Raw genomic sequence first — 23,913 nt, 5'->3', positions numbered from 1 at the left:
AAAAATGCCGCGTTGGTCACCCGCGACATCTCAAACCCGAGGCTGAGCGCTACTCCGAGAGCGAGTGGCCGAGCACCGACAGCGTCGCGACCTGCGCCGCCGTCGCGCTCGCGCCTCGCCTGCTCACCAGCAACCCGACGACCGACTCCGTGACGAGCATCAGTGCGGCGCGCGAGGTGTACAGCAGTTCGTCGCGGAACGAGTCGTTGATCGGCGCGACGACGAGAGCGACATCGGCGATCTCGGCGACCGGCGAACGAGGGAACGAGGTCATCGCGAGGACGCGGGCACCGCTCGCCCGTGCGGCGGTCATCACATCGATGGAAGCGCGATTGACACCCGATCCTGACACCACCAGGCAGGCGGAGCCTGCACCGAGTTGCGACGCCGTGATCTGCTGGCCGAGCGTGTCCGCGACGTACTCGGCCGGACGGCCAGCCGAGGTCAGCCGCATCGCGAGGTCGGCTCCGACCGGTGCCGACAAGCCGTTCGCCGCGACGAGCAGCCGCGTCGAACTGTCGAGCTCGCCGACGAAGGCCGCCAGGGTCTCCTCTGTGACGGCCGAGACCGTGTGCGCCAACCGGGAGGAGAAGCGGTCGACCGCGCCACGCAGCGCTCCGAGCATCGTGCCGTCTGCGGTGTCGTCCTGCGTCGGTGCGGAGCTCGCGCGTTCGCGGGCGAGCGCGACGCGCAACTGCGGATACCCGTCGTAGCCGAGGGTCTGCGCGGTGCGGACCACGGTCGTGCGGCCGACTCCGACGGCATCCGCGATCTCCTGCGCCGTCCGCTCGATCGAGACGTCCACGTCGACCGCGATCGCCTCGGCCACACGGCGCTCGCTGGGCTGCATCGACGGCGCCAGCATCGCGATGCGCGCCGTCGGCGGCGCGTCAGCGGGTCCCTGCCACATCCGTGCGCTCCTTCTTCGGTTCCGCGATCGCCTTCGCCCGTGGTCCGCGCATGATCCGCCGCCGGATCGCACCGGAAACCGCATCCATGAGCATGGTCGCCAGAACGACCACGATCAACAGCATCCCGACCGTATCCCACTCGCGGAAGTTCGTGTAGTTCGCGAGCATGCTGCCGATTCCGCCGGCGCCGACCAGCCCGAGGACCGCCGACGTGCGGATGTTGATCTCGAATCGGTAGAGCGCGAACGACAGCAGTGTCGGTGCGGCGGCGGGCCAGAGCGCCCACCTCGTCACCTCCGCCGTACTGCCGCCCGCGGCCCTGACCGCCTCGGATGCGCCCTCCTCAACGGACTCGACGGTCTCGTAGACCCATTTGGCCTGCGTGCCGATGCCCGCGATCGCCAACGCCAGTGCCCCGGTGAACGGGGTGAGGCCCGTGACGGTGAGCAGCAGCAGCGCGATGATGACCTCCGGCACAGCGCGGATCACGGCGAACACGCCCCGCAGAGGCAGACGCACCCACACCGGCCCGACGTTGTTCGCAGCGAGCATGCCGAGCGGGATGGACACGATGACGCACCCGATCGCGCCGATCCACGCCATCGAGATCGAGCGCCACGTCTCGAACAGCGCCTGCGGCAGCTTCTCCCAGTTGGGGTCCGCGAACATGAGCGTGAGATAGTGCGCGATCTGCCCCGGCAGGGAGCCGAGGTCGCTCCACGGAATCGGCAGCCCGGCCGCCGCGGCGAGCACGACCGCACCGACGATGACGGCGACCACGGTCGGGACCAGGCGGGACGGATGCCGGGGCAGATCGAGTCCGATACCGCGCGCGGTTGTCGAAAGCGTCATATCAGTCGCCTCCGCAGGAAGTTCGAGAACACTTCGATGAGCACCACGACGACGAGGATCTCCAGCACGATCACCGCGACGTCGTCGTACGCGTAGAACGCGCGCCGTTCGTCGAGGAGCCGGCCGATGCCGCCGGCGCCGACGATGCCGAGGATCGCCGAGATGCGGACGTTGAGTTCGAGCGTGTACAGCCACTGGTTGGCGAACAGCGGCCAGGTCTGCGGCAGGACCACGCTGCGATTGATCTGCGTCTGCCCACCGCCGGTGGCGCGTCCCGCCTCGATGACGGGCAGGTCGGTGGAGTCGATCGCCTCCGACACGAGCTTGACGATGATCCCGATGTCGAAGAGGAACAGCGTGATGAGTCCTGGCAGCGCGCCGACGCCGACCATCGCGACGAGGACGGTCGCGTAGACGAGGTCGGGAACAGAGCGGATGACATTGATCACGGTCCGCACCGCGATGCGAGTCGGGGTGTTCGGGTTGGTCGGAGCGGCCGCCCACAGCGTCAGCGGGACCGAGATCACCGCGGCGAGCGCAGCGCCGACCACCGCCATCTGGAGGGTCTCGAGCATCGGCCCGAAGGTCCGTGGCAGGAACGAGAAGTCCGGTTGCAGGAACTGGGCGAGCAGCGCGGAGCCGTTGTCCCAGTTGCGGATGAGCGCGCCGAAGTCCAGGTCGATGCCGCCGATCGCGGGGATGCAGGTGGCGATCGTGAACGCGGCGAACGCCAGGACGACGAGGCCGGTGCGCACCCTGGACGTCGGCTTGGGCGGGACCTCGAGGGGTCGGGCTCCGGTCGTCATGCGCCGAGCACATCCCTCGGCTGGATGGGGCGGCCGTAGATCTGCTCGAAGTCGTGATCTGCGGCATCCGCAGCGGGTCCGTCGTAGACGACTTCGCCGGCGCGCAGGCCGATCATGCGTGTCGTGTACTGCCGGGCCAGATCCATCAGGTGGATGTTGACGAGCACCGTGAGGTGCTCTTCGACGTTGACGCGGCGCAGATCGTGCATGACCGCATGAGCCGTCGGCGGGTCGAGACTGGCGACGGGTTCGTCGGCGAGCATGACGCTGGGCTGCTGCGTCAGCGCCCGAGCGATCGCGACACGCTGCTTCTGGCCGCCCGAGAGCTGACCTGCACGGTTCCAGACCTTCTCGAGCATGCCGACGGAGTCGAGTGCGCGCAGGGCGAGCTCGCGATCCTGCGCCGTGGTCAGCCCGAGCACGGTCCGCCAGGTCGGGGTGTGCGCGAAGCGGCCGACGAGCACATTGCGGTACACATCGGCGCGGTCGGCGAGGTTGAACCCCTGGAAGATCATGCCGATGTGCCCGCGGGTCTCGCGGAACCGACGCCCGCGCATGCCCGTCACGGTGTGCGGGCCGACCGTGACCGTCCCGCTCGTCGCGGGCACGAGGCCGTTGATCGTGCGGATGAGCGTGGACTTGCCCGACCCGGAGAGGCCCACGACGGAGACCATCTCGCCGGCCGCGATGTCGAGCGATACGCCGCTGAGGGCGCGGGTGCCGTTGGGGTAGGTGACCGAGACGTCGTCGAGACGGATCGACCACGACGCGGAGGCCTGGGGCACAACCCCGGCCTCCGCGCGCTGCGGATCAGTGTGCATGTTTCCCGGTTCGCGTGTCAGTTGGAGAACTCGGCGAGGATCTCGCCGTAGCGGGTGATCTCGTCCTCGGCGGTCTCGCTGGTCCAGTCGGACAGACCCACGAGGTCGAACATCACGGATGCCGCCTCTTCGGACGAGTCCGCGTAGCCGTCGAGCAGTTCGGTGAGCTCGGCGACGAGGTCGTCGGGAAGCGTCGAGGTGACCGCGACGCCGCCGTTCGGGATCATCTCGGTGTAGGCGAACGCGACGACCTTCTCCGCGATGTCCGGGGCCTCCTCGGTCACGGTCGTGCGGGCGTCCCAGTACGCGAAGCTGACCTCGGCATCACCGTTGTAGACCGCGAGCACCGCGTTGTTGTTGCCTTCGACCGGCACCTGGGTGATCCCGGCATCCGTGTCCACGCCCTCTTCGCGCATCGCGACGACGGGGTACTGGTAGCCGGCCGGCGACGTGGCGGCCTGCAGGGCGACCTTGGTGCCGTCCGTGATCTCACCGAGCGCCTCGACGCCGGCGGGGCCGGAGCCGGTCGCGTCTGCTGCGGCTTCTTCGATGCCGTTGCAGTACGACAGCTGGATGTCACTGGCCGCGTACGTCGACAGGACGGGCTCGTCCTCGCAGTACTTGTCGGGGTTGTTCGTGTACGCCACCGATGCGTACGAGGTGGCGCCGAAGCGGACGTCGCGGAGGATCAGCTCGGCGTCGTAGCGCTCTGTGGCGTTGTACAGGGATCCGGCGTCGGTGATGATGACCTGCGCCTGGTCGGTGCCGAGGGCCTCGACCGTCGCGGCGTAATCAGAGGCGACGACGCCCTTCACCTCGATGTCGAGGTTCTCGGACAGGTACGCGGTGAGCGGGTCGAGGGCCTGGGCGAGGTCTTCGCCCTCGACCGACGGCACCAGCGACAGGGTGATGGAGGACGGCCATTCGGTCGCCTCTCCTGCCGTCTCTTCGGCTGCGCTGCTGCTGCAGCCGGCGAGCGCCAGAACGGCGACGGCGGCGATGCCCGTGGTGAGCAAGGACTTACGCATTCGGATCGTGCCTTTCGGTGAGGGTGGTGCTGCGGGGAGTACTGGATGCCGCAGTCGCGGCCCAGGCTTCGATATCGCCGTACAGGTCGGCGATCGTCCGGCCGCGCATCGTCACGGCGGCCGGAGAACGTTCGGCAGTGGCGCCGACGAGCGCCGTCGCGGCGCCCAGATCGGCCGCCGGGGCGAGGTCGAACTCGAAGATGTCGCCCACCGAGAGGACGGGTCCTTCGGCGATCGCCGCCCGGATGATCGGGATGAGCCCTGCCGGCTTCCCGACGGTGAAGTGCAGGTCGTCGAACAGGTCGGTGACGCCCCACCCGTCCAGGACGGGCCGGATGCCGGCACCCGGCGCATTGGTCGCCAGGACGACGCTGACGTGCGGGTGGATCCGGTTCAGGAAGTCCGAGAGCCCGGTCGGCGGCGCGATCGCGGCGTGCTCGGAGCCCAGCAGCGCCCGCGACGACTGGTAGGCGGCCTCGAGCGCGACGGCGGGTACGCCCTGCCCGGCGGCGAGCGTGCTGATCACGTCGTACCCGTCGCGCGCCTCGGTCTCGCCGCGTTCGAACGCGGCGAGGTCGGCCATCGCGCGGTCCGTGAACGTGGGGTCTTCGACAGAGGTCGCGACGGCGCGGGCGAAGGCTTCGAGCGGTCCGGCGCCGAGCGCGATGGTGCCGTCGAAGTCGAGGACGAGAGTGAGAGTCACAGTTCTCCTGGTCGGGATCGGGACGATGCGTCCATACTTGCAGTCGTCTTTGGACATTACGACCATCCTGCGTGAACAGCGCGTGAATTCCGATTCCGGCTCGGTCGGTCCGGCCGGTTACGCTCGTCGACGTGATCGATCGATTGGATGCCGCGGCCGCCGCGCACGATGCCGCGGACGTGCTGTCGATGTTCGACTGGCTCGGTCCGGCGATCGATGCGGATGCCGAGGCCGGCCGCTTCGCACGCTGGGGTCGATCAACGATCGTGGACGAGAACGTCGGAGCGCCGGTGCTGTCGCAGCCGATGTTCGAGGCGCTGCACGACCGGGCGGGGCTGGATTCCGCGTGGCCGGTCGGCAATGCCGGCCTGCTGCACGTCTACGGCTACCTGCTCTCGACCGCCCCCACGCCGTACGGCCTGAAGCGCGACCGCTGGCTCGACGGAGAGCTCGCCGTCGCGTGCGGGCTGGGCGCGGATGCCTTCGTCCCCTGGGCCGGCGAGCGCACGCTTCTCGACCGCGTCACGGAAGCCGCCGAGACCCTGATCGCCAGCGCCCCGGTGCGCCGCCAGCACCTCGCCGATGCGGATGCCGTCGTGGCGATCGCCGACTGCCGCCCCGCGGCATCCGCCCTCGCCTACGCTCTCGACTCCCCCGCGCACGGACGTCGCCTCATCACGATGTTCCCCATCGCGGACCCCGCCCCTCTCCTCGCCGACCTCGACACATCACCTCCTCGCCCCCGCTGGAACGCGGTCCTCTGACCGCTGCTCGACGAACGAGGTCCGTGTCCCACCGGCCCCGTAGGCTGGACGCATGCGCTTGGCCACCTGGAACATCAACTCCATCCGCACCCGCGTCACCCGCGCCGTCGAGTTCGCCGTCCGCGAGGACATCGACGTCCTGGCTTTCCAGGAGATCAAGTGCAAGCCGGAGCAGTTCCCGTATGAGCCGTTCGAAGCGGCGGGCTATCACGTCGAGGTCCACGGCTTCAATCAATGGAACGGCGTGGCCATCGCCAGCCGCCTTCCCATCACCGACGTGCGCACCTCGTTCGCCGGGATGCCGGGTTTCGCGAAGGGCCATGAGGGCCCCGATGCCCCGTTGGAAGCGCGCGCGCTGGGCGTGATGGTCGACGGCGTGCGGGTGTGGAGCCTGTACGTCCCGAACGGCCGCAGCCTGGACGATCCGCACTACGTGTACAAGCTGCACTGGCTGGAGCAGCTGAAGAACGCCACAGCGGCCGAGCTGGCGGCGAACCCGGATCTGCCGCTCGCGCTGGTCGGCGACTTCAACATCATCCCGTTCGACGCCGACAACGGCGATCCGGCGATCGTCGAGGGCGTCTCGACGCACGTCTCGCCTCCCGAGCGCGATGCGTTCTTCGCCCTCGCCGACGCGGGCGTCACCGATGTGGTCCGCCCGCTCATCCCCGAGGGCTACACCTACTGGGATTACCAGCGCCTGAAGTTCCCGCGCAACGAGGGCATCCGCATCGATTTCATCCTCGGATCGCGCACGCTGGCGGATGCCGTGACCGGCGCGTCCATCCATCGCGAGGAGCGCAAGGGTGCGCAGCCCAGCGACCACGTTCCCGTGGTGGTGGATCTCTCCTTCGGCGCCGTCGAGGAGGACGACGACCTCCCGATGATCTTCGCGTGATCCGCCTCATCGCGACCGACCTCGACGGCACGCTGCTGAACTCCGCCAGCGCGGTGTCGCCTCGGACCCGTGCCGCTCTCGATGCCGCGCGCGCTGCCGGCATCCGCGTGGTGCCGGTGACCGCCCGCCAGCCGATCGGCCTGCAGCAGGTCGCCGCCGGCGCGGGATTCGACGACTGGGCCCTGTGCGGCAACGGCGCGTACGGCGTCCACCTCGCCACGGGCGAGCACCTGTTCGCTCAGGAGATCCCGGCCGCCGTGCAGCAGGAGCTGGCCGAGGCGCTGGGCCGGGTCATCCCGGATCTCGTCTTCGCGAGCGTACGCGATGTCGGCAAGAGCTTCGTCGCTCAGCACGGCTACGCGGACCTCGCCCAGCTCAGCGATCACAAGCGGGACCCGGCGACGATGGGCGGGGTGCCGCTGGCCGACGTGCTGGCGGCTCCGAGCCTCAAGCTGGTCATCCGGCATCCGTCCGTGCCGATCCCGGAGATCTTCGCCGCCCTGCAGGCGCTCGGCCTCACCGGCTTCGAGGCGACGCTGTCCGGCGCCCCGTTCGTCGAGGTGATGGCCGAGGGCGTGACGAAGGCGACCGGTCTCGCGCAGCTGTGCACGCATCTCGGCATCGACCGCACCGAGGTGGTCGCCTTCGGCGACGCGCTCAACGACCTCGAGATGCTGCACTGGGCCGGCCGCGGCGTCGCGATGCCCGACGCCGAGCTCGCCGTTCAGGATGCCGCGGACGAGGTCGCCCCGGCATCGAACGACGATGACGGCGTCGCTCTCGTTCTCGAGCGCCTCCTGGCCTGATCGCGCGCTACGACCCCATCGTCCCCGTCTGCACTTCGCCCGGCGCCGGCGCGTAGCGCAGCAGCAGCGTGCCTCCATCGCCCGTGGACGCGCTCAACAGCGTCATGTTCGACGGGGCGGCACCGTCGGGGAACACCTTCTTGCCCTGCCCGAGCACCACCGGGTAGACCCACAGCTGCAGCTCGTCGTACAGCTTCTCGGCGAGCAGCGTCTGCGCGAGATCGATGCTCCCGATCACGTGCACGTCGCGGTGGCGCGACCGCAGTTCCGCGACCTCGGCGGCGAGGTCGCCCCCGACCCGCGTCGACCCCTGCCACGACAGCTCGATGCCGGCATCCCGCGAGGCGACGTACTTCGGCACCCGATCGAACAGCTGCCCGACCCAGCCTTCCTCGCCGGTGGTGTGCTGCGGCCAGTAACCGGCGAAGATGTCGTACGTCCGGCGTCCGAGCAGCAGGGCGTCGAGGGTCTCCATGCCTTCGGCCACGCTGCGCCCGACGGCTTCGCTCGGCAGCGGCGCCTGCCACCCGCCGAACGGGAAGGCACCGGATTCGTCCTCCTCAGGGCCACCTGGTGCCTGCGCGACGCCGTCCAGCGTGGTGAAGAGGTCGATGATGATGCGTCCGGATTTCGAATCGCTCATGTCATGCTCCCTTGCGTGATCAGCGGTGCGATGTGGAATGCCGACGCGAATGCGTCCAGTGCGCTCTCGTCGCCGCGCACCACCGCGACGAGATCCTGCGCGATCGCCTCGGCCGGCGTCACATCGCCGGCGATCAGGCGTCGGATGCCGGGGCCGGCGACGATCACGGCATCCGGCTCTCCGGACGGAAGTCGACCGCCGACAGGAGGCGCCGGCGGCGCGAGCTGCGTGACCGCGAGCTCGCCGTCGACCACGACGACCCGCAGCACGATGTCGCCGAGGTGCAGCTCGATGTCGGCATCCGCAGCGGCAGTCGACTGGAACGAGGTCCGCAGCGCCATCGTGAGCGAGTCGGGGGTGACGACATCACCCGGTTCCGGATCGCCCATCGCCTGGAATCCCCACCGGCCGAGAGCCAGCAGGATCGGCTCGAGCGCGCGCCCGTACGGCGTCAGCTCGTAGACCAGCCCGCAGTTCATCAGCGGAACGCGTCGCACGACCCCGCCCTCCTGCAGTTCTTTGAGCCGTGTGGAGAGGATGTTGGTCGGGATTCGAGGAAGACCCTGCTTGAGATCGGTGTAGCGGCGAGGACCGACGATCAGATCGCGGACGATGAGCATCGCCCATCGCTCCCCGATCAGCTCGACGGCCGTCGTGATGCCGCAGTACTGGCCGTAGCTCCGGGCGGCCATCAGGCCGACTCGGCGCCCTGCTCCGCCATGAACGCCTCGGGTCCCTGCTCGGCGGCGGCCGGGTCCATGTAGAGGAACTCGATGCCGTTGCCGTCAGGGTCCTCGAGGTCGCGCGAGTACATGAAGCCGTAGTCCTTGGCCTCGTTCGGCTCGGTGCCTCCAGCGGCGAGACCGGCGGCGAGCACGGCATCCACGTCCTCGCGCGAGTCGCGGCTCAGCGCGATCAGCACCTGTGCGCCTTCGCGGGGGTCGACGATGGGCTTCTCGGTGAACGTGCCGAAGTACTCGCGCGTGAGAACCATGAAGTAGACGTCGTCGCTCCACACGATGCAGGCGGCGTTCTCGTCGGTGAACAGCGGATTGATGTCGCAGCCCAGTGCCGTGTAGAACGCCTTGCTGCGCTCGAGGTCGGCGGTGGGCAGGTTGACGAAGATCTTCGTGGACATGCTGACTCCCTTGTGAGATTCCGGTCGTGCAAGCTCGGTCGGCGAGCCTGTCGACACTAGCTTGCAAAAAACAACCAAGCTTGTCAATAGCAAGTTAAGACGGATCCGTCGCAGGGCGGATGCCGCGGCATCCGCTTTTCCGTAGCGTGGTGCACATGCCCGCATCGACCCGCCCGATCACGCCGCAGCAGCGCCGGTACGACCTCCTTCTGGCAGCGGTCGTCTTCGTCTCAGGCGTGGTCAGCGCCGTGCTCTCATCGATCTCCGAGATCTACGGCGACGAGCAGGCGCCGCTTCCGTTCGCCGTGCCGTATCTCGTCGTCCTCGCCGCTCCGCTCGCCTTCCGCCGCGTGTGGCCAGCGCAGGTGGCGCTCATCGTCTCCGCCGCGTACTTCGTCGCCGTGACCTTCCGCATCCCCGAGCTGTACGCCGGCAACATCGCGATGTTCATCGCGCTGTACACGGTCGGTGCCTGGATGACGAACCGGCGGGCGGCGACGATCGTGCGCTCGGCGATCATCGCCGGCATGTTCCTGTGGCTCATCATCACCATGTACCGCGACGCGATCGACACCGCCGACGAAGCCGATGTCATCGCCGGCGCGATGTCCCCGTACATCGCGTTCATGCTGCTGCAGCTGCTGGTGAACGTGCTCTACTTCGGCGGCGCCTACTACTTCGGCGAGCGCGCGTGGAAAGCCGCGACGCAGCGGGCCGCCCTCGAGCAGCGCACCGCAGACCTCGAGCGCGAGCGCGAGGTCACAGCCGCGCAGGCCGTCGCGCTGGATCGGGTGCGCATCGCGCGCGAACTGCACGACGTTGTCGCGCACCACGTCTCGGTGATGGGCGTGCAGGCCGGAGCCGCCCGGGTCGTGATCGACGCGGACCCTGGCGAGGCGAAGCGCCTGCTGTCGGGGATCGAAGCCTCGGCGCGCGATGCCATCGGCGAGCTGCGGAACCTGCTCGAGACGCTGCGCTCCTCGAACGAGGAGTCCGCGGACACGGCCTCGACGCTGGACATGGACGACATCGCCGAGCTGGTCGCGGCGGCGAAGGAAGCCGGCATCCCGACCACCTACGACATCATCGGCGAGCCGCGACCCGTGCCGCCCATGATCGCCGTGAATCTCTACCGCATCGCCCAGGAGTCGCTGACGAACGCGCGCCGTCACGCGGGAGCGGGCGTCACTGCCGACGTCCGGCTGCGGTACACGGACACCGCCGTCGAACTCGAGGTCGTCAACACGGGTCGGCACGTCCTCATCACGCGGGCGGGGCTCGGCCAGCTCGGCATGCGCGAGCGTGCCGCAGCCTCGGGCGGGACGATCGAGTCCGGACCGCGGGAGCGCGGCGGCTGGCGGGTCCGCGTGACGGTGCCGTTGGTGACGTCACTCGCGGGGGCCGGCGCATGAGCGGTGGGATCCGCGTCCTGCTGGTGGACGATCACGCCATGCTGCGCGCCGGTTTCCGGACGATCCTCGACACCCAGCCCGACATCACCGTCGTCGGCGAGGCGTCGACGGGCGCGGAGGCGGTGGCCGCGGCATCCGCTCTGGATCCGGATGTCATCTGCATGGACGTCCAGATGCCGGACATGGACGGCATCGAGGCGACCAGGCGCATCGTGGCGTCGCCGGACTCGCACGCCGCGATCGCGATCGTGACGACGTTCGATCGCGACGACTACCTGTTCTCGGCTCTGGATGCCGGGGCGAGCGGATTCCTGCTGAAGAACGCCGGCCCGGAGGACCTCGTCGCGGCCGTGCGGGCGCTGGCCGCGGGCGACGGGATGCTGGCGCCGGAGGTGACGCGGCGCGTGCTGCGGCGGTTCGGGCGCGAGGATCCCGCAGCCCCGACCCTGGTGCCGGCCGAGCCGTTCACCGACCGCGAGGCAGAGGTGCTGGCGCTGATGGCCGAGGCGCTCAGCAACGCCGAGATCGGCGCGCGGCTGTACATCGGCGAGGCGACGGTCAAGACGCACGTCTCGCGGATCCTGCAGAAGCTCGGGGCGCGCGACCGTGTGCAGGCCGTCGTACTCGCGCTGCGGGGAGGGCTGGCGTGATGGCGGGGATGCTCACGGCGACCGGAGTCAGCGTCACGATCGACGAGCAGACACTCCTGCCCGAGACCTCGGCGACGACCGCCCCGGGGCGCGCTCTCGCGATCCGCGGCCCCAACGGCTCCGGCAAGACGACGCTGCTGCGCGTGCTCGCAGGCCTCACCCCACCCACGACGGGTGACGTGCACTGGGACGGCGAGCCACTGCGGATCCGCCGCGCCGCGCATCGCGCTGCCATCGCCGCGATGATCGGGATGCCGCCACTGGCACGCGATCTCACGCTCGTCGAACAGCTGCGGTTCGTCCGAGCGACGTGGGGCGACTCCGCAGCCGACGGCGAGCGCGCCGCCCATGACGCACTGGACGAGCTCAGCATCTCCGAACTCGCGATGCGGTACCCGTCCGAGCTCTCTTCGGGTCAACTGCAGTTGTTCTCCCTCGCGCTGACGTTCGCGCGGCCGTGTCGGGTTCTGCTGCTGGACGAGCCGGAGCAGCGGTTGGACGCCCACCGCCGTGGTCTCGTCGCCATCGCGCTGCGTCGCCGACTGGCGGCCGGGGCGGCGATCGGGATCGCGACGCACAGCGGCACGCTCGTTCGCTCGATCGACGCCGAGGTCCTGGCCGTCGGCGAGGCGCCGTGACCGCAGCAGCCGCCGAGCGCGCCCGGCTGGCCGCGGCGCGCACGGTCCGGCACGAGCGCGCCGGCCGGCCGACCCGTGCGGATGCCGCGTACCTCCTCTACGTCGGCGTGCTCGTCGCCGCGATCGCAGGAGTGCCCGTCGTGCGCACGATCGTTCTGGCGCTGGCGACGCCCGAGGCGGTCGACGCCCTGACCCGTCCGGGAATCGCGCGCATCGTCGGGATGCTCGGTGCGCTGCTGTGGATCGGCGCGCTCGCGCTCGGCCGCGTGCGCGGACCGATCGTGCCGACCCCGTTCACCGCCGCCGTGTTCGGCCGCTCCGACATCGCCCCGACGCGCGCATGGGCGCGTCGGCTGGGCCGAGCGACGGTGAGCACGGTGATCCTCAGCGGCGCAGTCGCGCTGCTCGCGGTCAGCGGTCTGCTCGCCAACGGCATCGCGGCGGACCGGTGCATCATCTTCGTCATCGGTGCCGCTCTGTTCGCCGTGCCGATGGTCGCGATCTGGATGGCCGGGCAGTCGATCGGTCGACGCGGCGCGGGCTGGCTCGCCGCCGCGCTGGTCGTGCAACTCGTCGCGGTCATGGTCGGGGCACCGTGGACGGCGGCATCCGCTCTGGGTGTGCTCTGGGACGAGTCGGATGGCGCGTCGCTGATCGTGCTCGGCTGCCTGGCGCTCGTAGCAGCAGCGTTGCTGCCCGCCTTGCTCGCCCGGCTGGATCCCGACGCGCTCGAGGCGCACGCGACGCGGTGGGAGGCCATGTCGGTGCTCGCCGCCACCGGAGATCTCGCCGGCGCCGCGGACCGCACCCGCCCCCTGCCGACGTACGGACGGCGACTGCGGATCGCGATGGGTCGTCCGCTGCCGGTCGCCGTGCTGCAACGCGATGCGGTCGGATCCGCGCGCACACCACTGCGACTCGCCGTCGCGCTCGTGACGCTCGCATCGTCGGGCGCAGGGTGGGCATGGCTGTCGGGCATCGACACAGGTCCGCGCTGGGTCGCCGCGATCGGCCTCGGGCTGATGGCGTATCTGGCGCTGGGTGCGCTGGTCGACGGATGCCGCGAAGCCGCCGACGCGGCGGGGCGCCCCGCGCTGCACGGTCGACCTCCTGGACTGATGCTGCTCCTGCATCTCTCCTGGCCCGTACTGTGCGCCATCGTCGTGCCTCTCGCGGCCGCGTGGATCGCCGGCGGCGACATCGTGGCCCCGCTGGCGGTGCTCGGTGCGCTGCTCGTGGCAGTGCGGGCGTACGACACGACGAAAGGGCCGCTGCCGATCGAGCTGATGATGCCGGTGCCGACCCCGGTCGGCGACGCCTCGGCCATCGGTATCTGGCTGTGGCAGTCGGATGCGCTGCTGTGGACGGCGGCACTGTCGTTCGGCACGCTCCTGGCTGTGTCGGCCGGACCTCTGTCGCTCCTGTGGGCTGCAGTGGTCCTCGCCGTTCTTGCCGCGTTGACGATGGGAAGGCTGCGGCGCGCGGCGAGATAGGCACCCAGAGGCTCCCAGGATCCCCCGCCGGCTCGGCAACGGCTCCGAGTGGACGAACGCCGCCCGCGATAGCCTCGCATCCATGACCGAAACCGCCGTCCCGATCTCGCGACCCGTCACGGCGGGCATCGTCACGGCCCTCGTCGGATTCACGAGCTCGTTCGCCGTCGTCCTCACCGGGCTGAGCGCGGTCGGCGCCTCCTCCGCTCAGGCGGCGAGCGGTCTGCTCGCCCTCTGCCTCACGATGGGAATCGCTTGCGTCGCGCTCGCCTGGCGGTATCGGATGCCCATCACCGCCGCCTGGTCGACTCCCGGTGCCGCGCTGCTCGCCGCCACGGGTGCCGTCGAGGGCGGATGGCCGGCGGCCGTCGGCGCGTTCCTCGTCGTCGCGGCGCTCATCGTCCTCGCGGGACTGTGGCCGGGCTTCGGGCGCCTGATCGCGCGGATCCCGGCATCCATCGCGCAGGCCATGCTCGCCGGCGTCCTGCTGCCGCTGTGCCTCGCGCCGATCACCGGGATCGCCGAGAACCCGTGGGGCGTGCTGCCGGTCGTGCTCACCTGGCTCGTGTTCGCCCGGTTCGCGCCGCGCTGGGCGGTGCCGCTGGCGTTCGTCGCGGCAGCCGTCGTGGTCGCGATCGACCTGTTCCGCACCGGCGCTCACATGGACCCGACGCTGCTCCTCCCGCGCCTGGAGTTCACGGCCCCCACGTTCACGGTCGGGGCGCTCGTCGGCATCGCGCTGCCGCTGTTCATCGTGACGATGGCGTCGCAGAACGTGCCGGGCGTCGCGATCATGCGCAGTTACGGGTACGAGGTGCCCTGGCGTCCGGCGATGTTCGTCACCGGTGTCGGCACCGCCGTCGGCGCGACCGCCGGCGGACACACGATCAACCTCGCGGCCATCAGCGCCGCGCTGGCCGCCGCACCCGAGGCCGACCCGAATCCCGCCCGACGATGGATCGCCGGCGTCTCGACCGGGGTGTCGTATCTCGTGCTCGGCGGCTTCTCGGCGGCGTTCGCCGCGCTCGTGCTGCTGGCCCCGGCCGCCGTGATCCCGGCTGTCGCCGGTCTCGCGTTGTTCGCCGCGTTCGGGTCGGCCGTGTATCAGGCGGTCGCCGAACCCGCCGAGCGGATGCCGGCCGTCGTCACGTTCCTCATCGCAGCATCCGGCCTGTCGCTCGGCGGGATCAGCGCCGCGTTCTGGGCGCTGATCGCCGGGCTGGTCGTGCGCGCGGTGCTGACGCTGCGCCGCTGACCTCCGTCCGGCAGGGGACGCTGTGTCCGCCCCAGGGGGGATGCCCCGGCATCCGCTTCTTCGTAGCGTGAAGACATGAGCACAGGAACCCTGCAGCTGACAGGAATCATCAAGAGCTACGGCCAGCGCCGCGTGCTCGACGACATCACCTTCCCGGTGGCCAGCGGCCATCTGACGGGCTTCGTCGGCGGGAACGGTGCGGGCAAGACGACCACGATGCGAATCGTGCTGGGCCTGCTCTCCTCGGACGGCGGGTCCGTCACGCTCGGCGGAGCCACGCTGACCCCCGAGATGCGCCGCAACTTCGGATACATGCCCGAGGAGCGCGGCCTCTACCCCAAGATGAAGGTGCTCGAGCAGGTCGCCTATTTCGCGCGCCTGCACGGCTTCACCAAGACGGATGCCGTGGCTCGATCGACCGCGCTGCTCGAAGAGCTCGGGCTCGGCGAACGGCTGAACGACAACATCGAGGCGCTGTCGCTGGGCAACCAGCAGCGCGCCCAGATCGCAGCATCCCTCGTCCACGACCCGGACGTGCTGATCCTCGATGAGCCGTTCTCGGGTCTCGATCCGCTCGCAGTCGACACCGTCGCCGGCGTCCTGCAGGAGCGGGCCGCGCGCGGCGTCTCGGTACTGTTCTCCTCGCACCAGCTCGACGTCGTCGAGCGGCTCTGCGACGACGTCGTGATCATCGCGGGCGGGGTGATCCGGGCATCCGGGCCGCGCGACGAGCTGCGCCGCCAATACGCGGCACCCCGCTGGGAGCTCGAAACCACAGGCGATACCGGCTGGCTGCGCGACGAGCTGGGGGTCACCGTGATCGACTTCGACGGCGGCAGCGCCGTGTTCGACGTCGACGCGCCCGAGACAGCGCAGCGCGTCCTGCGCCGCGCTCTGGACGGCGGCGACGTCGGCCGCTTCGCGCCGCAGCAGCCGACGCTCGCCCAGATCTTCAAGGAAGTCATCCAGCCGGTACCGGCTCACGAACTCGAGGAGGTCGTCCGATGACCGCCCACCCCACCCTTTCGCCCACGCAGGGAATCTGGCTGGTCGCCGAGCGGGAGCTCTCGACCCGACTGCGCAGCAAGGCGTTCCTCATCTCCACCGGCATCCTGCTCATCGTGGCTCTCGCCGGCGTCATCTGGATGGGCATCGCCTCGAACACGACGAGTTCGACGCCGATCGCCGCGACGAGCGAGGCCGCCGCGCTTCTGCCCGAGGGCGACGCGTTCGAGGTCACCGAGGTCGCCGACCGGGAGGCCGCGACGGCGCTGGTGGAATCCGGCGACGTGGACGCCGCGGTCATCGCCGACTCGAGCGCACCGACCGGCGTGATCATCATCGCGAACCAGTCGCCGCCGGATGCCCTGGTGAGCGTCTTCTCGATCGCCCCAGCCGTCGAACTGCTCGATCCGAACGCGCCCAGCTTCGGCATGCGGTACATCCTCGGCATGATCTTCGGCATCGTGTTCATGATGGCCGCGCTGAGCTTCGGCTCTCCGATCGCGACGAGCGTCGTGGAGGAGAAGCAGACCAGGATCATCGAGATCCTGCTGTCGGCGATCCCGGCGCGCGTGCTGCTGGCCGGCAAGGTCATCGGCAACACGCTGCTCGCGATCACGCAGATCCTGCTGCTCGTCGTCGTGGCAGCGATCGGATTGATCGTGACCGGCCAGACGGAACTGCTGCAGGGTTTCGGCGCACCGCTGATCTGGTTCGCGGTGTTCTTCCTGTTCGGGTTCGTGCTGATCGCGACGATGTTCGCAGCGGCGGGATCGCTCGTCTCGCGACAGGAGGACGTCGGCTCGGTCTACACGCCGATGATGATCCTGGTGATGGCACCGTTCTACCTCGTGCTGTTCCTCGGCGAGAACCCGACGGTCATGACGATCCTGTCGTACGTGCCGTTCTCGGCACCGGTGGCGATGCCGATCCGGCTGTTCTTCGGCGAGGCCGAATGGTGGGAGCCGCTCGTCGCCCTCGCTCTGCTCGTCGCGACATGCGCGCTGGTCGTGCTGCTCTCGGCGAAGATCTACGAGAACTCGCTGTTGAAGATGGGCGCGCGGGTCAAGCTCAGCGAGGCGTTGCGCGCCTGAGCTCCGGCGGTACGGCCCACTACCCTGGGCCGTACCGCCGACTTCTGCGAAAGGCTCCGAACCCGTGACGACGTCCGACCTGCGCATCGACCGCCGACCTCTCCTCCACGGGGGCGCGATCAATCTTCGACCGCTGTCGCTCGGGTACCGCCTCGTGGCGCTCGCACTGATCCTCACTGGGCTCGTTCGCGTCACAGGCATCCTCACCGACACTCCGTCGTGGAGCAGCCTGCTGTTCTACACGATCATGAGCAACATCCTCTGCGCGGTGTGGATGGTGCTGCTGATCATCCGGACGATCCAGGATCTGCGGCGAGACGGGACACGGGGCACATCGACGCCGTCGGCACGGTTCAGCGGCGCGGTGATGGAGGCGATCACGGTCACCATGCTGGTGTATCTCTTCGTGCTCGTTCCGGCCGCCTTCAGCCAGCCGGGCACCTACGAGCCGTTCACGCTCACCGACAACCTGATCCACATCATCACGCCGTGCCTGCTCATCGCCGACTGGCTGCTGTTCGTGCGCAAGGGCGCCTTCCGCTGGATCGATCCGCTGCTGTGGGCGCTCATCCCCTACGCCTATCTGGTATTCGCGTTCACCTTCAGCGCGCTGGGCGGCGAGTTCGGCCCCGGCAAGAAGTACCCCTACCCCTTCATGAACGTCGACACCCTGGGACTCGGCGGCGTCGCGACGCAGATCCTCATCCTCACCATCGCGCTCGTGGCCGTGGGTTATGTGTACGTCGGCCTGGACCGGCTGTTCGAGTGGACGTTCCGCGCGAAGGACTGATGCCCTGTTTCGTTCCGTGACCTTCGGAATATGCATTCAGTTGCATGCGTTTAGACTGGCGTAGGCGCGGACGACGGAGTCGGCACGAAACCCCACTCCGAAAGGTCACCCATGTCCACTCCTGTCCTCGATCGCACCGCTGACACGAACGTTCCCGTCCTCGGCATCCTCGCCGAGCGCTGGAGCCCTCGGGCCTTCGACAACGCCAGCCCGATCGACGAGGACAAGCTCGCGTCGGCGCTCGAGGCAGCACGCTGGACGCCGTCGGCCAACAACACCCAGCCGTGGCGCTTCATCGTCGCCCGTCGTGGATCCGAGCTGCACGCGCAGATCCACGCCGGACTGATCGGCTTCAACCAGATCTGGGCCGGAAACGCGGCCGTCCTCATCGTCGCCCTCGCCGAGACGACGGATGCCGAGGGCAACGCCATCAGCCACGCGCAGTACGACCTGGGCCAGGCCGTCGCACACCTGTCGATCCAGGCGCACGCCGACGGCCTCGTCGTGCATCAGATGAGCGGCTTCGAGCCGGAGGCGCTGAAGCAGCTCCCGGGTGTCGAGGCGCGCTTCGTGCCGACGACGGTGATCGCCCTCGGCGAGTTCGGCGACGTCGAGTCGCTTCCCGAGGCCCTGCAGGAGCGCGAGGTCGCCCCGCGGGTGCGCCGCGCCCTGAACGAGACGGTGCTCGTCAGCGCCTGAGGCCGTCGAGGGCGACGCGCAGCACGTCGTCCGCGAGCTCCGCGGCGCCCTCCTGACCGGTCGGCCGGTACCACTCGACGATCGAGTTGACCATGCCGAACAGCAGCCGGGTGGCGAGCGAGGCGTCGACGTCGGCGCGGACGCTGCCCTCATCCTGAGCGGCCCTGACGAGGGCGGTCACTTCGCGATCGAACACTCGCCGTCGTTCGAGCGCACGCCGTTCGACGTCGCTGTTGCCACGGACGCGCAGGAGCAGCGTGACATAGGGCAGCTTCTCGACGAGCACGCCGACCGCGCCGCGCAGCACGTACTCGAGCTTCGCGCGCGCGGTTGCGCCCTGCGCCGACGCGAGGACGCCCTCGAGGCCGCCGAGCGCTTCCTCCAGCGCGACTTCGAGCAGCTGCTCCTTGGATGCGTAGTGGTGGTACAGAGCCGACTTCGACAGGCCGAGCCGGTCGGCGAGCGCCGCGACCGATGTGGCGTCGTATCCATGCGCGATGAACTCCTGCACGGCGACGTCGAGGACCTGCCCCTGGTCGTAGCCGGGGCGCCCGCGGCGCGCTGGAGTATCGGACACGGATCCCAGTCTGGCACCGATTGCTCCTGGTCCATCTCCCTGCCATACTGAATTCCTGACCGATCGGTTGGTAAATACGCATCGAGGACGATGTCAGGGAGCGCTGATGCCTGAGGCCTACCTCGTCGGCGGCGTCCGGACGCCGATCGGCCGCTACGGCGGTTCCCTCGCCGGCGTCCGCCCCGACGACCTCGCCGCCCTGGTCGTCGCGGCCGCGATCGAGCGTGCGGGGATCCCGGCATCCGACATCGACGAGGTCATGCTGGGCGCCGCCAATCAGGCCGGCGAGGACAACCGCAACGTCGCGCGCATGGCCGTGCTGCTGGCGGGGCTTCCGGATGCCGTGCCGGCTGTCACCGTGAACCGACTGTGCGCCTCGGGGATGTCGGCGATCACGATGGCCGCGCAGGCGATCCGCGCGGGAGACGCCGACCTCGTCGTCGCGGGCGGCGTCGAGTCGATGACCCGCGCGCCGTGGGTGCAGGCCAAGCCGGCGCGCGCGTGGGCGAAGCCTGGTGAGGCGTTCGACACGTCGATCGGCTGGCGCTTCACCAACCCCCGGCTCGCCGCCCGCGACAAGGCGACGTTCACGATGCCGGAGACGGCCGAAGAGGTCGCCCGCCTCGACGGGATCAGCCGAGCGGATGCCGATGCGTTTGCCCTGCGCAGCCACCGTCGCGCGGTCGCCGCGATCGATGCGGGGCGGTTCGCTCCCGAGATCGTCGCCGTGCCGACGGCCGGCGGCGGGTCGATCTCCGTGGACGAGGCTCCGCGTCGCGACACCACGGCCGAAGCGCTGGCTGCGCTGCGCCCCGTCGTCGCCGGCGGCTCGGTCGTCACAGCGGGCAATGCCAGCGGGCTCAACGACGGCGCCTCGGCGATCGTCGTCGCGAGCGCGGACGCCGTCGAACGGTACGGTCTGACACCGAGAGCGCGGGTCGTCTCGGCATCCGCAGCGGGCGTCGCGCCGGAGGTCATGGGACTCGGGCCTGTTCCGGCCACCCGGAAGGCGCTCTCCCGCGCAGGACTCACGATGGACGATCTCGCCGCGATCGAACTCAATGAGGCGTTCGGCGCGCAGGCACTCGCCGTCATGCGGCGCCTCGGCATCGAGGACGATCGCGTGAACGCCGACGGCGGCGCGATCGCGCTGGGCCATCCGCTGGGCGCGAGCGGATGCCGCATCGTCGTGACGCTGCTCGGCCGGATGGAACGGGAGAACGCCGCCCGAGGACTGGCGACCATGTGCGTCGGCGTCGGGCAGGGCACGGCCATGATCCTGGAGCGGGTGTGATGGACGCCCCGGTCTTGGTAGATCGTCGTGACGATCGCGTGATCGCCACGCTGAACCGTCCCGAGAAGCGCAACGCGATCGACCTGGCCATGGTGGAGGCGCTGCATGACGTGTGCGCCGAGCTCGAGGATCGTCCCCGCATCCTGATCCTCACCGGCGCGGGAGGCGCGTTCGCCGCCGGCGCCGACATCGCCCAGTTGCGCGCGCGGCGGGCGGACGACGCCCGGAAGAACATCAACGCCGCGGTCTTCGGCCGCATCCACGAGCTGTCGATGCCGGTCATCGCCGCACTCGACGGCTACGCGCTCGGCGGCGGCGCCGAGCTCGCCTACGCCGCGGACATCCGCATCGCGACGCCTTCGCTGCGGATCGGGAACCCCGAGACCGGCCTCGGCATCCTCGCCGCGGCCGGGGCGACGTGGCGACTGCCGGCACTGGTCGGCGAAGCCCTGGCCGCCGAGATGCTGTTCACCGGCCGCGCCCTGACGGCCGACGAGGCGCTGGCCGCCGGCCTGATCACTGCCATCCACCCGGCGGACGCCGTGATGGCTGCGGCGCACGCGATCGCCGATCGGATCGGCGCCAACGATCCCCTCGCGATCCGCCACACCAAGACCGCGCTGCGCGCGCCTCGCGCCGACCACCCGCGGATCGACTCCGAGCTGCAGGCCGAGCTGTTCGAGAGCCCGGAGAAGATGCGCCGGATGACCGAGTTCCTCGCCACCAGGGGGCGCCCGTGATCACCAGGGTCGGTGTGCTGGGCGGTGGACGGATGGGCGCAGGGATCGCGCACGCCTTCCTGCTCGCGGGGTGCGACGTGACGGTCGTCGAACGCGATTCGCCCCGTGCGGATGCCGCGGCAGAGCGCATCCGGGACGCTCTGACGAGATCGGCGGCGCGCGGGCAGCTCGCCCCCGGCCCGGCGGAGTTCCGCACCTCCTCGGACGTCGGCGACTTCGCGGACCGCGAGCTGGTGATCGAGGCGGTGCCGGAGGATCGCGAGCTCAAGGCGGATGCTCTCACCCGCGTCGAGGCGGTCGTGAGCGATGCCGCACTGCTCGCCTCGAACACGTCCTCGATCTCGATCGACGCCCTCGCCGTCGGCCTGAGGAGATCTGAGCGCTTCCTGGGACTGCACTTCTTCAACCCGGTGCCGTCGTCGGCGCTGGTCGAGATCGTGACCGGTGCCGCAACCGCAGCCATCGACGTCGAGCGGGCGCGTGCGTACGTCGACGCCATCGGCAAGACGCCGATCGTCGTTCGCGATTCCCCCGGTTTCGCATCGAGCAGGCTCGGCGTCCTGCTCGGGCTGGAGGCGATCCGGATGCTCGAGGAGGGCGTCGCGGATGCCGGCGACATCGATCGTGCGATGGAGCTGGGCTACCGCCATCCGATGGGCCCACTGCGGACGACCGACCTCGTCGGGCTGGATGTGCGCCTCGGGATCGCCGAGGAACTGCACGCCGCGTTCGGCGAGCGCTTCGCTCCGCCCACCCTCCTGCGACGGATGGTCGCGGAGGGCAGGCTCGGCCGCAAGAGCGGCGAAGGCTTCTACAGATGGGACGCATCATGACCGGCATCCTGCCCAGCTACATCCGGGATTCCTGGTGGACGCCCGCCGATGCGGACGATGCGGCCGTCGTGCGGGACGCGTCGACCGGCGAGGAGATCGCCAGGGTCAGCACGGCGGGGCTCGATCTCGCCGGCGCGCTCGAGCATGCGCGATCCGTCGGCCAGCAGCGTCTGGGCCGACTGACCTTCCATCAACGCGCCCTGCTTCTGAAGCAGTTCGCGCTCGCTCTGACCGCACGCAAGGACGAGCTCTACGCACTCTCTGCGTGTGCGGGGGCGACGGCCGCCGACTCGTGGGTCGACATCGACGGCGGGATCGGCGTGCTGTTCGCCTACTCGGGCAAGGGGCGCCGCGAGTTGCCGAACGGGCAGGTGTACATCGACGGGCCGGTCGAACAGCTCTCGAAGGACGGCTCGTTCCTCGGCCGGCACATCGCGACGCGCCTGCCGGGTGTCGCCGTGCAGATCAACGCCTTCAACTTCCCCGTCTGGGGGCCGCTGGAGAAGTTCGCGCCGGCCTTCCTCGCCGGGATGCCGACGCTCATCAAGCCCGCCACCCCGACGGGGTATCTCACCGAGGCGATGGTGCGGATCCTCGTCGAGTCCGACTTGCTGCCCGCCGGTTCGCTGCAGCTCGTCAGCGGCAGCGTGCCCGACCTCTTCGACCACCTGCGTCTCGGCGACCTCGTGGCGTTCACGGGCAGCGCCTCGACGGCCGAGCGGCTTCGCGCGCATGCGGCAGTGCAGACCGGCGGTGTGCGGTTCACCGCGGAGACCGACTCGATCAACGCCTCGGTCCTCGGGCCGGATGCGATCGCGGGGACGCCGGAGTTCGACGCCTACGTGCGCCAGCTCGTGACCGAGATGACCGCGAAGGCCGGCCAGAAGTGCACGGCGATCCGACGCGCGATCGTGCCGACCGGCTCAGCCGACGCGGTCGTCGAGGCAGTCCGCGCGCGCCTGGCCGACAGGGTGGTGCTCGGTGATCCGCGCATCGACGGCGTCACGATGGGTCCGCTCGCCTCGCTCGCGCAGCGCGATGAGGTGCGGCGTCAGGTGCAGAAGCTCGTCGACGGCGGCGGGCGGATCGTGGCCGGATCCCTGGAGGCCCCCGGCGTCCGCCATGCGGACGGCAGCGTCGCTCCGAATGCCGACGGTGCCTTCTTCGCGCCCGTGCTGCTGCGCTTCGACGACGCGACGGCAGACGCGGCGCACGCCGTGGAGGCGTTCGGCCCGGTGTCGTCGCTGATCACCTACGACACGATCGCGGAGGCATCCGACATCGTCGCCCGCGGCGGCGGATCCCTCGTCACGAGCGTCGCGACGCACGACGCGGCCTTCGCCGCTGGACTCGTGACAGCGGTCGCCGCCCACAACGGACGCGTGCTGGTGATCGATCGCGACGACGCGCGGTCGTCGACCGGACACGGCTCCCCCCTTCCCGGCCTCGTCCACGGCGGACCGGGCCGCGCCGGCGGCGGCGAGGAGCTCGGCGGTATCCGCGCCGTTCTGCATCACATGCAGCGGACGGCCATCCAGGGCTCCCCAGACATGCTCACCGCGATCACCGGCGTCTGGCACGCGGGCGCCGCGACGGTGAACTCCGGCGTCCACCCCTTCCGCAAGTCTCTGGCCGACCTGCGGATCGGAGACCGGATAGCCTCGGAATCCCGCGAGGTGACGCTCGACGACATCGAGACCTTCGCGCACTTCACGGGCGACACCTTCTACGCGCACATGGACGAGGATGCCGCGGCGGCGAATCCGTTCTTCCCCGGCCGTGTCGCGCACGGCTACCTGCTGGTGTCCTGGGCGGCCGGACTGTTCGTCGACCCCGCTCCCGGCCCCGTGCTGGCGAATTACGGGCTCGAGAACCTGCGTTTCCTCACTCCGGTGTCGCCGGGCGACAGCATCCGGGTCGATCTGACCGCGAAGCAGATCACGCCGCGCGAGACCGACGACTACGGCGAGGTCCGCTGGGACGCGGTCATCCGCAACCAGGACGACGAGACGGTCGCGACGTACGACGTCCTCACTCTCGTCGCGAAGCAGTAGCGCGCGTCTGCA

The 23,913-nt window shown here is 69.9% G+C and carries 26 protein-coding genes; 16 read left to right on the top strand and 10 right to left on the bottom strand.

Going from position 1 to position 23,913, the window contains the following annotated elements; translation table 11 throughout:
- Window positions 1–49: 49 nt before the first annotated feature.
- From ACI7YT_RS01325 to ACI7YT_RS01300, 6 genes are read right to left on the bottom strand one after another with little or no spacing between them, the layout of a single operon-like run.
- Window positions 50–910, bottom strand: coding sequence for a MurR/RpiR family transcriptional regulator (locus ACI7YT_RS01325; protein WP_406248451.1), 861 nt, complete (start codon window positions 908–910; stop codon window positions 50–52).
- A complete protein-coding gene (gene phnE / locus ACI7YT_RS01320; protein WP_406248449.1) occupies window positions 891–1,763 on the bottom strand; it encodes a phosphonate ABC transporter, permease protein PhnE in 873 nt (290 codons plus the stop codon). The genes ACI7YT_RS01325 and phnE (ACI7YT_RS01320) overlap by 20 nt, the downstream gene beginning before the upstream one ends.
- Window positions 1,760–2,569 carry a phosphonate ABC transporter, permease protein PhnE gene (phnE, locus tag ACI7YT_RS01315; protein ID WP_406248447.1) on the bottom strand — a complete coding sequence of 270 codons (810 nt, stop codon included), beginning with the start codon at window positions 2,567–2,569 and terminating at the stop codon, window positions 1,760–1,762. Before phnE (ACI7YT_RS01315) ends, phnE (ACI7YT_RS01320) begins: the two co-directional genes overlap by 4 nt.
- Window positions 2,566–3,390, bottom strand: a complete 825-nt coding sequence (phnC, locus tag ACI7YT_RS01310) for a phosphonate ABC transporter ATP-binding protein (protein WP_406248445.1) — start codon at window positions 3,388–3,390, stop codon at window positions 2,566–2,568. The genes phnE (ACI7YT_RS01315) and phnC overlap by 4 nt, the downstream gene beginning before the upstream one ends.
- A gap of 17 nt (window positions 3,391–3,407) precedes the next feature.
- The gene (gene phnD / locus ACI7YT_RS01305; protein WP_406248443.1) at window positions 3,408–4,418 is read right to left on the bottom strand and encodes a phosphate/phosphite/phosphonate ABC transporter substrate-binding protein; all 1,011 of its coding nucleotides are present in this window, start codon (window positions 4,416–4,418) and stop codon (window positions 3,408–3,410) included.
- Complete coding sequence (locus ACI7YT_RS01300) at window positions 4,411–5,121, bottom strand: HAD family hydrolase (protein WP_406248441.1); 711 nt, start codon at window positions 5,119–5,121, stop codon at window positions 4,411–4,413. Before ACI7YT_RS01300 ends, phnD begins: the two co-directional genes overlap by 8 nt.
- 131 nt (window positions 5,122–5,252) lie before the next feature.
- Between ACI7YT_RS01300 and ACI7YT_RS01295 the strand changes: the two genes are divergently transcribed.
- The 3 genes from ACI7YT_RS01295 to ACI7YT_RS01285 are packed head-to-tail and all read left to right on the top strand — an operon-like array spanning window position 5,253 to window position 7,589.
- Window positions 5,253–5,885 (top strand): amino acid deaminase, encoded by a 633-nt coding sequence (locus ACI7YT_RS01295; protein ID WP_406248440.1) that lies wholly within the window; start codon window positions 5,253–5,255, stop codon window positions 5,883–5,885.
- A 52-nt stretch (window positions 5,886–5,937) separates the two neighbouring features.
- A complete protein-coding gene (locus tag ACI7YT_RS01290) occupies window positions 5,938–6,783 on the top strand; it encodes an exodeoxyribonuclease III (RefSeq protein ID WP_406248438.1) in 846 nt (281 codons plus the stop codon).
- Complete coding sequence (locus ACI7YT_RS01285; protein ID WP_406248436.1) at window positions 6,780–7,589, top strand: Cof-type HAD-IIB family hydrolase; 810 nt, start codon at window positions 6,780–6,782, stop codon at window positions 7,587–7,589. The genes ACI7YT_RS01290 and ACI7YT_RS01285 overlap by 4 nt, the downstream gene beginning before the upstream one ends.
- Before the next feature lie 7 nt (window positions 7,590–7,596).
- Here ACI7YT_RS01285 and ACI7YT_RS01280 read toward each other — a convergent pair whose 3' ends face one another.
- From ACI7YT_RS01280 to ACI7YT_RS01270, 3 genes are read right to left on the bottom strand one after another with little or no spacing between them, the layout of a single operon-like run.
- Window positions 7,597–8,232, bottom strand: coding sequence for a dihydrofolate reductase family protein (locus ACI7YT_RS01280; RefSeq protein WP_406248434.1), 636 nt, complete (start codon window positions 8,230–8,232; stop codon window positions 7,597–7,599).
- Window positions 8,229–8,924, bottom strand: coding sequence for a winged helix-turn-helix transcriptional regulator (locus ACI7YT_RS01275; RefSeq protein WP_406248432.1), 696 nt, complete (start codon window positions 8,922–8,924; stop codon window positions 8,229–8,231). The genes ACI7YT_RS01280 and ACI7YT_RS01275 overlap by 4 nt, the downstream gene beginning before the upstream one ends.
- The gene (locus tag ACI7YT_RS01270; RefSeq protein ID WP_406248430.1) at window positions 8,924–9,370 is read right to left on the bottom strand and encodes a VOC family protein; all 447 of its coding nucleotides are present in this window, start codon (window positions 9,368–9,370) and stop codon (window positions 8,924–8,926) included. The genes ACI7YT_RS01275 and ACI7YT_RS01270 overlap by 1 nt, the downstream gene beginning before the upstream one ends.
- Window positions 9,371–9,525: 155 nt before the next feature.
- Between ACI7YT_RS01270 and ACI7YT_RS01265 the strand changes: the two genes are divergently transcribed.
- The 9 genes from ACI7YT_RS01265 (at window position 9,526) to ACI7YT_RS01225 (ending at window position 18,403) form a co-directional block, all read left to right on the top strand.
- Window positions 9,526–10,782 (top strand): sensor histidine kinase, encoded by a 1,257-nt coding sequence (locus ACI7YT_RS01265; protein ID WP_406248428.1) that lies wholly within the window; start codon window positions 9,526–9,528, stop codon window positions 10,780–10,782.
- Window positions 10,779–11,432 (top strand): response regulator, encoded by a 654-nt coding sequence (locus ACI7YT_RS01260; RefSeq protein WP_406248426.1) that lies wholly within the window; start codon window positions 10,779–10,781, stop codon window positions 11,430–11,432. The genes ACI7YT_RS01265 and ACI7YT_RS01260 overlap by 4 nt, the downstream gene beginning before the upstream one ends.
- Window positions 11,432–12,070 carry an ATP-binding cassette domain-containing protein gene (locus ACI7YT_RS01255; protein WP_406248424.1) on the top strand — a complete coding sequence of 213 codons (639 nt, stop codon included), beginning with the start codon at window positions 11,432–11,434 and terminating at the stop codon, window positions 12,068–12,070. The genes ACI7YT_RS01260 and ACI7YT_RS01255 overlap by 1 nt, the downstream gene beginning before the upstream one ends.
- Window positions 12,067–13,563, top strand: coding sequence for a hypothetical protein (locus tag ACI7YT_RS01250; protein WP_406248422.1), 1,497 nt, complete (start codon window positions 12,067–12,069; stop codon window positions 13,561–13,563). Before ACI7YT_RS01255 ends, ACI7YT_RS01250 begins: the two co-directional genes overlap by 4 nt.
- An 82-nt stretch (window positions 13,564–13,645) precedes the next feature.
- Complete coding sequence (locus ACI7YT_RS01245) at window positions 13,646–14,818, top strand: benzoate/H(+) symporter BenE family transporter (RefSeq protein ID WP_406248421.1); 1,173 nt, start codon at window positions 13,646–13,648, stop codon at window positions 14,816–14,818.
- Window positions 14,819–14,893: 75 nt separating this feature from the next.
- Complete coding sequence (locus tag ACI7YT_RS01240) at window positions 14,894–15,826, top strand: ABC transporter ATP-binding protein (RefSeq protein ID WP_406248419.1); 933 nt, start codon at window positions 14,894–14,896, stop codon at window positions 15,824–15,826.
- Window positions 15,823–16,914: an ABC transporter permease gene (locus ACI7YT_RS01235; protein WP_406248418.1), complete on the top strand. Its 1,092-nt coding sequence runs from the start codon at window positions 15,823–15,825 to the stop codon at window positions 16,912–16,914. Before ACI7YT_RS01240 ends, ACI7YT_RS01235 begins: the two co-directional genes overlap by 4 nt.
- A gap of 64 nt (window positions 16,915–16,978) precedes the next feature.
- Window positions 16,979–17,704 (top strand): Pr6Pr family membrane protein, encoded by a 726-nt coding sequence (locus ACI7YT_RS01230; protein ID WP_406248416.1) that lies wholly within the window; start codon window positions 16,979–16,981, stop codon window positions 17,702–17,704.
- Between the two features lie 111 nt (window positions 17,705–17,815).
- A complete protein-coding gene (locus ACI7YT_RS01225) occupies window positions 17,816–18,403 on the top strand; it encodes a nitroreductase family protein (protein WP_406248414.1) in 588 nt (195 codons plus the stop codon).
- On the opposite strand, the gene ACI7YT_RS01220 is transcribed toward ACI7YT_RS01225, so the two are convergent.
- Entirely contained in the window at window positions 18,393–18,980 is a 588-nt protein-coding gene (locus tag ACI7YT_RS01220) for a TetR/AcrR family transcriptional regulator (protein WP_406248412.1), read from the bottom strand. The genes ACI7YT_RS01225 and ACI7YT_RS01220 overlap by 11 nt on opposite strands.
- 106 nt (window positions 18,981–19,086) lie before the next feature.
- Between ACI7YT_RS01220 and ACI7YT_RS01215 the strand changes: the two genes are divergently transcribed.
- From ACI7YT_RS01215 to paaZ, 4 genes are read left to right on the top strand one after another with little or no spacing between them, the layout of a single operon-like run.
- Window positions 19,087–20,274, top strand: coding sequence for a thiolase family protein (locus ACI7YT_RS01215; protein WP_406248410.1), 1,188 nt, complete (start codon window positions 19,087–19,089; stop codon window positions 20,272–20,274).
- The gene (locus ACI7YT_RS01210) at window positions 20,274–21,014 is read left to right on the top strand and encodes an enoyl-CoA hydratase/isomerase family protein (protein ID WP_406248408.1); all 741 of its coding nucleotides are present in this window, start codon (window positions 20,274–20,276) and stop codon (window positions 21,012–21,014) included. Before ACI7YT_RS01215 ends, ACI7YT_RS01210 begins: the two co-directional genes overlap by 1 nt.
- Window positions 21,015–21,046: 32 nt before the next feature.
- The gene (locus ACI7YT_RS01205) at window positions 21,047–21,847 is read left to right on the top strand and encodes a 3-hydroxyacyl-CoA dehydrogenase family protein (protein WP_406250648.1); all 801 of its coding nucleotides are present in this window, start codon (window positions 21,047–21,049) and stop codon (window positions 21,845–21,847) included.
- Window positions 21,844–23,901 (top strand): phenylacetic acid degradation bifunctional protein PaaZ, encoded by a 2,058-nt coding sequence (gene paaZ, locus ACI7YT_RS01200; RefSeq protein ID WP_406250646.1) that lies wholly within the window; start codon window positions 21,844–21,846, stop codon window positions 23,899–23,901. The genes ACI7YT_RS01205 and paaZ overlap by 4 nt, the downstream gene beginning before the upstream one ends.
- Window positions 23,902–23,913 lie beyond the last annotated feature (12 nt).

Source organism: Microbacterium sp. M (genome assembly GCF_045181065.1).
Taxonomy (GTDB): domain Bacteria; phylum Actinomycetota; class Actinomycetes; order Actinomycetales; family Microbacteriaceae; genus Microbacterium.
This window is presented reverse-complemented; position numbering and strand designations above follow the sequence as displayed.

Excerpts from the sequence above, each read along its gene's own strand:
- ACI7YT_RS01325 (WP_406248451.1), bottom strand. The coding sequence starts at position 910 with ATGTGGCAGGGACCCGCTGACGCGCCGCCGACGGCGCGCATCGCGATG.
- phnE (WP_406248449.1), bottom strand. The coding sequence starts at position 1,763 with ATGACGCTTTCGACAACCGCGCGCGGTATCGGACTCGATCTGCCCCGG.
- phnE (WP_406248447.1), bottom strand. The coding sequence starts at position 2,569 with ATGACGACCGGAGCCCGACCCCTCGAGGTCCCGCCCAAGCCGACGTCC.
- phnC (WP_406248445.1), bottom strand. The coding sequence starts at position 3,390 with ATGCACACTGATCCGCAGCGCGCGGAGGCCGGGGTTGTGCCCCAGGCC.
- phnD (WP_406248443.1), bottom strand. The coding sequence starts at position 4,418 with ATGCGTAAGTCCTTGCTCACCACGGGCATCGCCGCCGTCGCCGTTCTG.
- ACI7YT_RS01290 (WP_406248438.1), top strand. The coding sequence starts at position 5,938 with ATGCGCTTGGCCACCTGGAACATCAACTCCATCCGCACCCGCGTCACC.
- ACI7YT_RS01280 (WP_406248434.1), bottom strand. The coding sequence starts at position 8,232 with ATGAGCGATTCGAAATCCGGACGCATCATCATCGACCTCTTCACCACG.
- ACI7YT_RS01275 (WP_406248432.1), bottom strand. The coding sequence starts at position 8,924 with ATGGCCGCCCGGAGCTACGGCCAGTACTGCGGCATCACGACGGCCGTC.
- ACI7YT_RS01270 (WP_406248430.1), bottom strand. The coding sequence starts at position 9,370 with ATGTCCACGAAGATCTTCGTCAACCTGCCCACCGCCGACCTCGAGCGC.
- ACI7YT_RS01265 (WP_406248428.1), top strand. The coding sequence starts at position 9,526 with ATGCCCGCATCGACCCGCCCGATCACGCCGCAGCAGCGCCGGTACGAC.
- ACI7YT_RS01260 (WP_406248426.1), top strand. The coding sequence starts at position 10,779 with ATGAGCGGTGGGATCCGCGTCCTGCTGGTGGACGATCACGCCATGCTG.
- ACI7YT_RS01255 (WP_406248424.1), top strand. The coding sequence starts at position 11,432 with ATGGCGGGGATGCTCACGGCGACCGGAGTCAGCGTCACGATCGACGAG.
- ACI7YT_RS01245 (WP_406248421.1), top strand. The coding sequence starts at position 13,646 with ATGACCGAAACCGCCGTCCCGATCTCGCGACCCGTCACGGCGGGCATC.
- ACI7YT_RS01240 (WP_406248419.1), top strand. The coding sequence starts at position 14,894 with ATGAGCACAGGAACCCTGCAGCTGACAGGAATCATCAAGAGCTACGGC.
- ACI7YT_RS01235 (WP_406248418.1), top strand. The coding sequence starts at position 15,823 with ATGACCGCCCACCCCACCCTTTCGCCCACGCAGGGAATCTGGCTGGTC.
- ACI7YT_RS01225 (WP_406248414.1), top strand. The coding sequence starts at position 17,816 with ATGTCCACTCCTGTCCTCGATCGCACCGCTGACACGAACGTTCCCGTC.
- ACI7YT_RS01215 (WP_406248410.1), top strand. The coding sequence starts at position 19,087 with ATGCCTGAGGCCTACCTCGTCGGCGGCGTCCGGACGCCGATCGGCCGC.
- ACI7YT_RS01210 (WP_406248408.1), top strand. The coding sequence starts at position 20,274 with ATGGACGCCCCGGTCTTGGTAGATCGTCGTGACGATCGCGTGATCGCC.
- ACI7YT_RS01205 (WP_406250648.1), top strand. The coding sequence starts at position 21,047 with ATGGGCGCAGGGATCGCGCACGCCTTCCTGCTCGCGGGGTGCGACGTG.
- paaZ (WP_406250646.1), top strand. The coding sequence starts at position 21,844 with ATGACCGGCATCCTGCCCAGCTACATCCGGGATTCCTGGTGGACGCCC.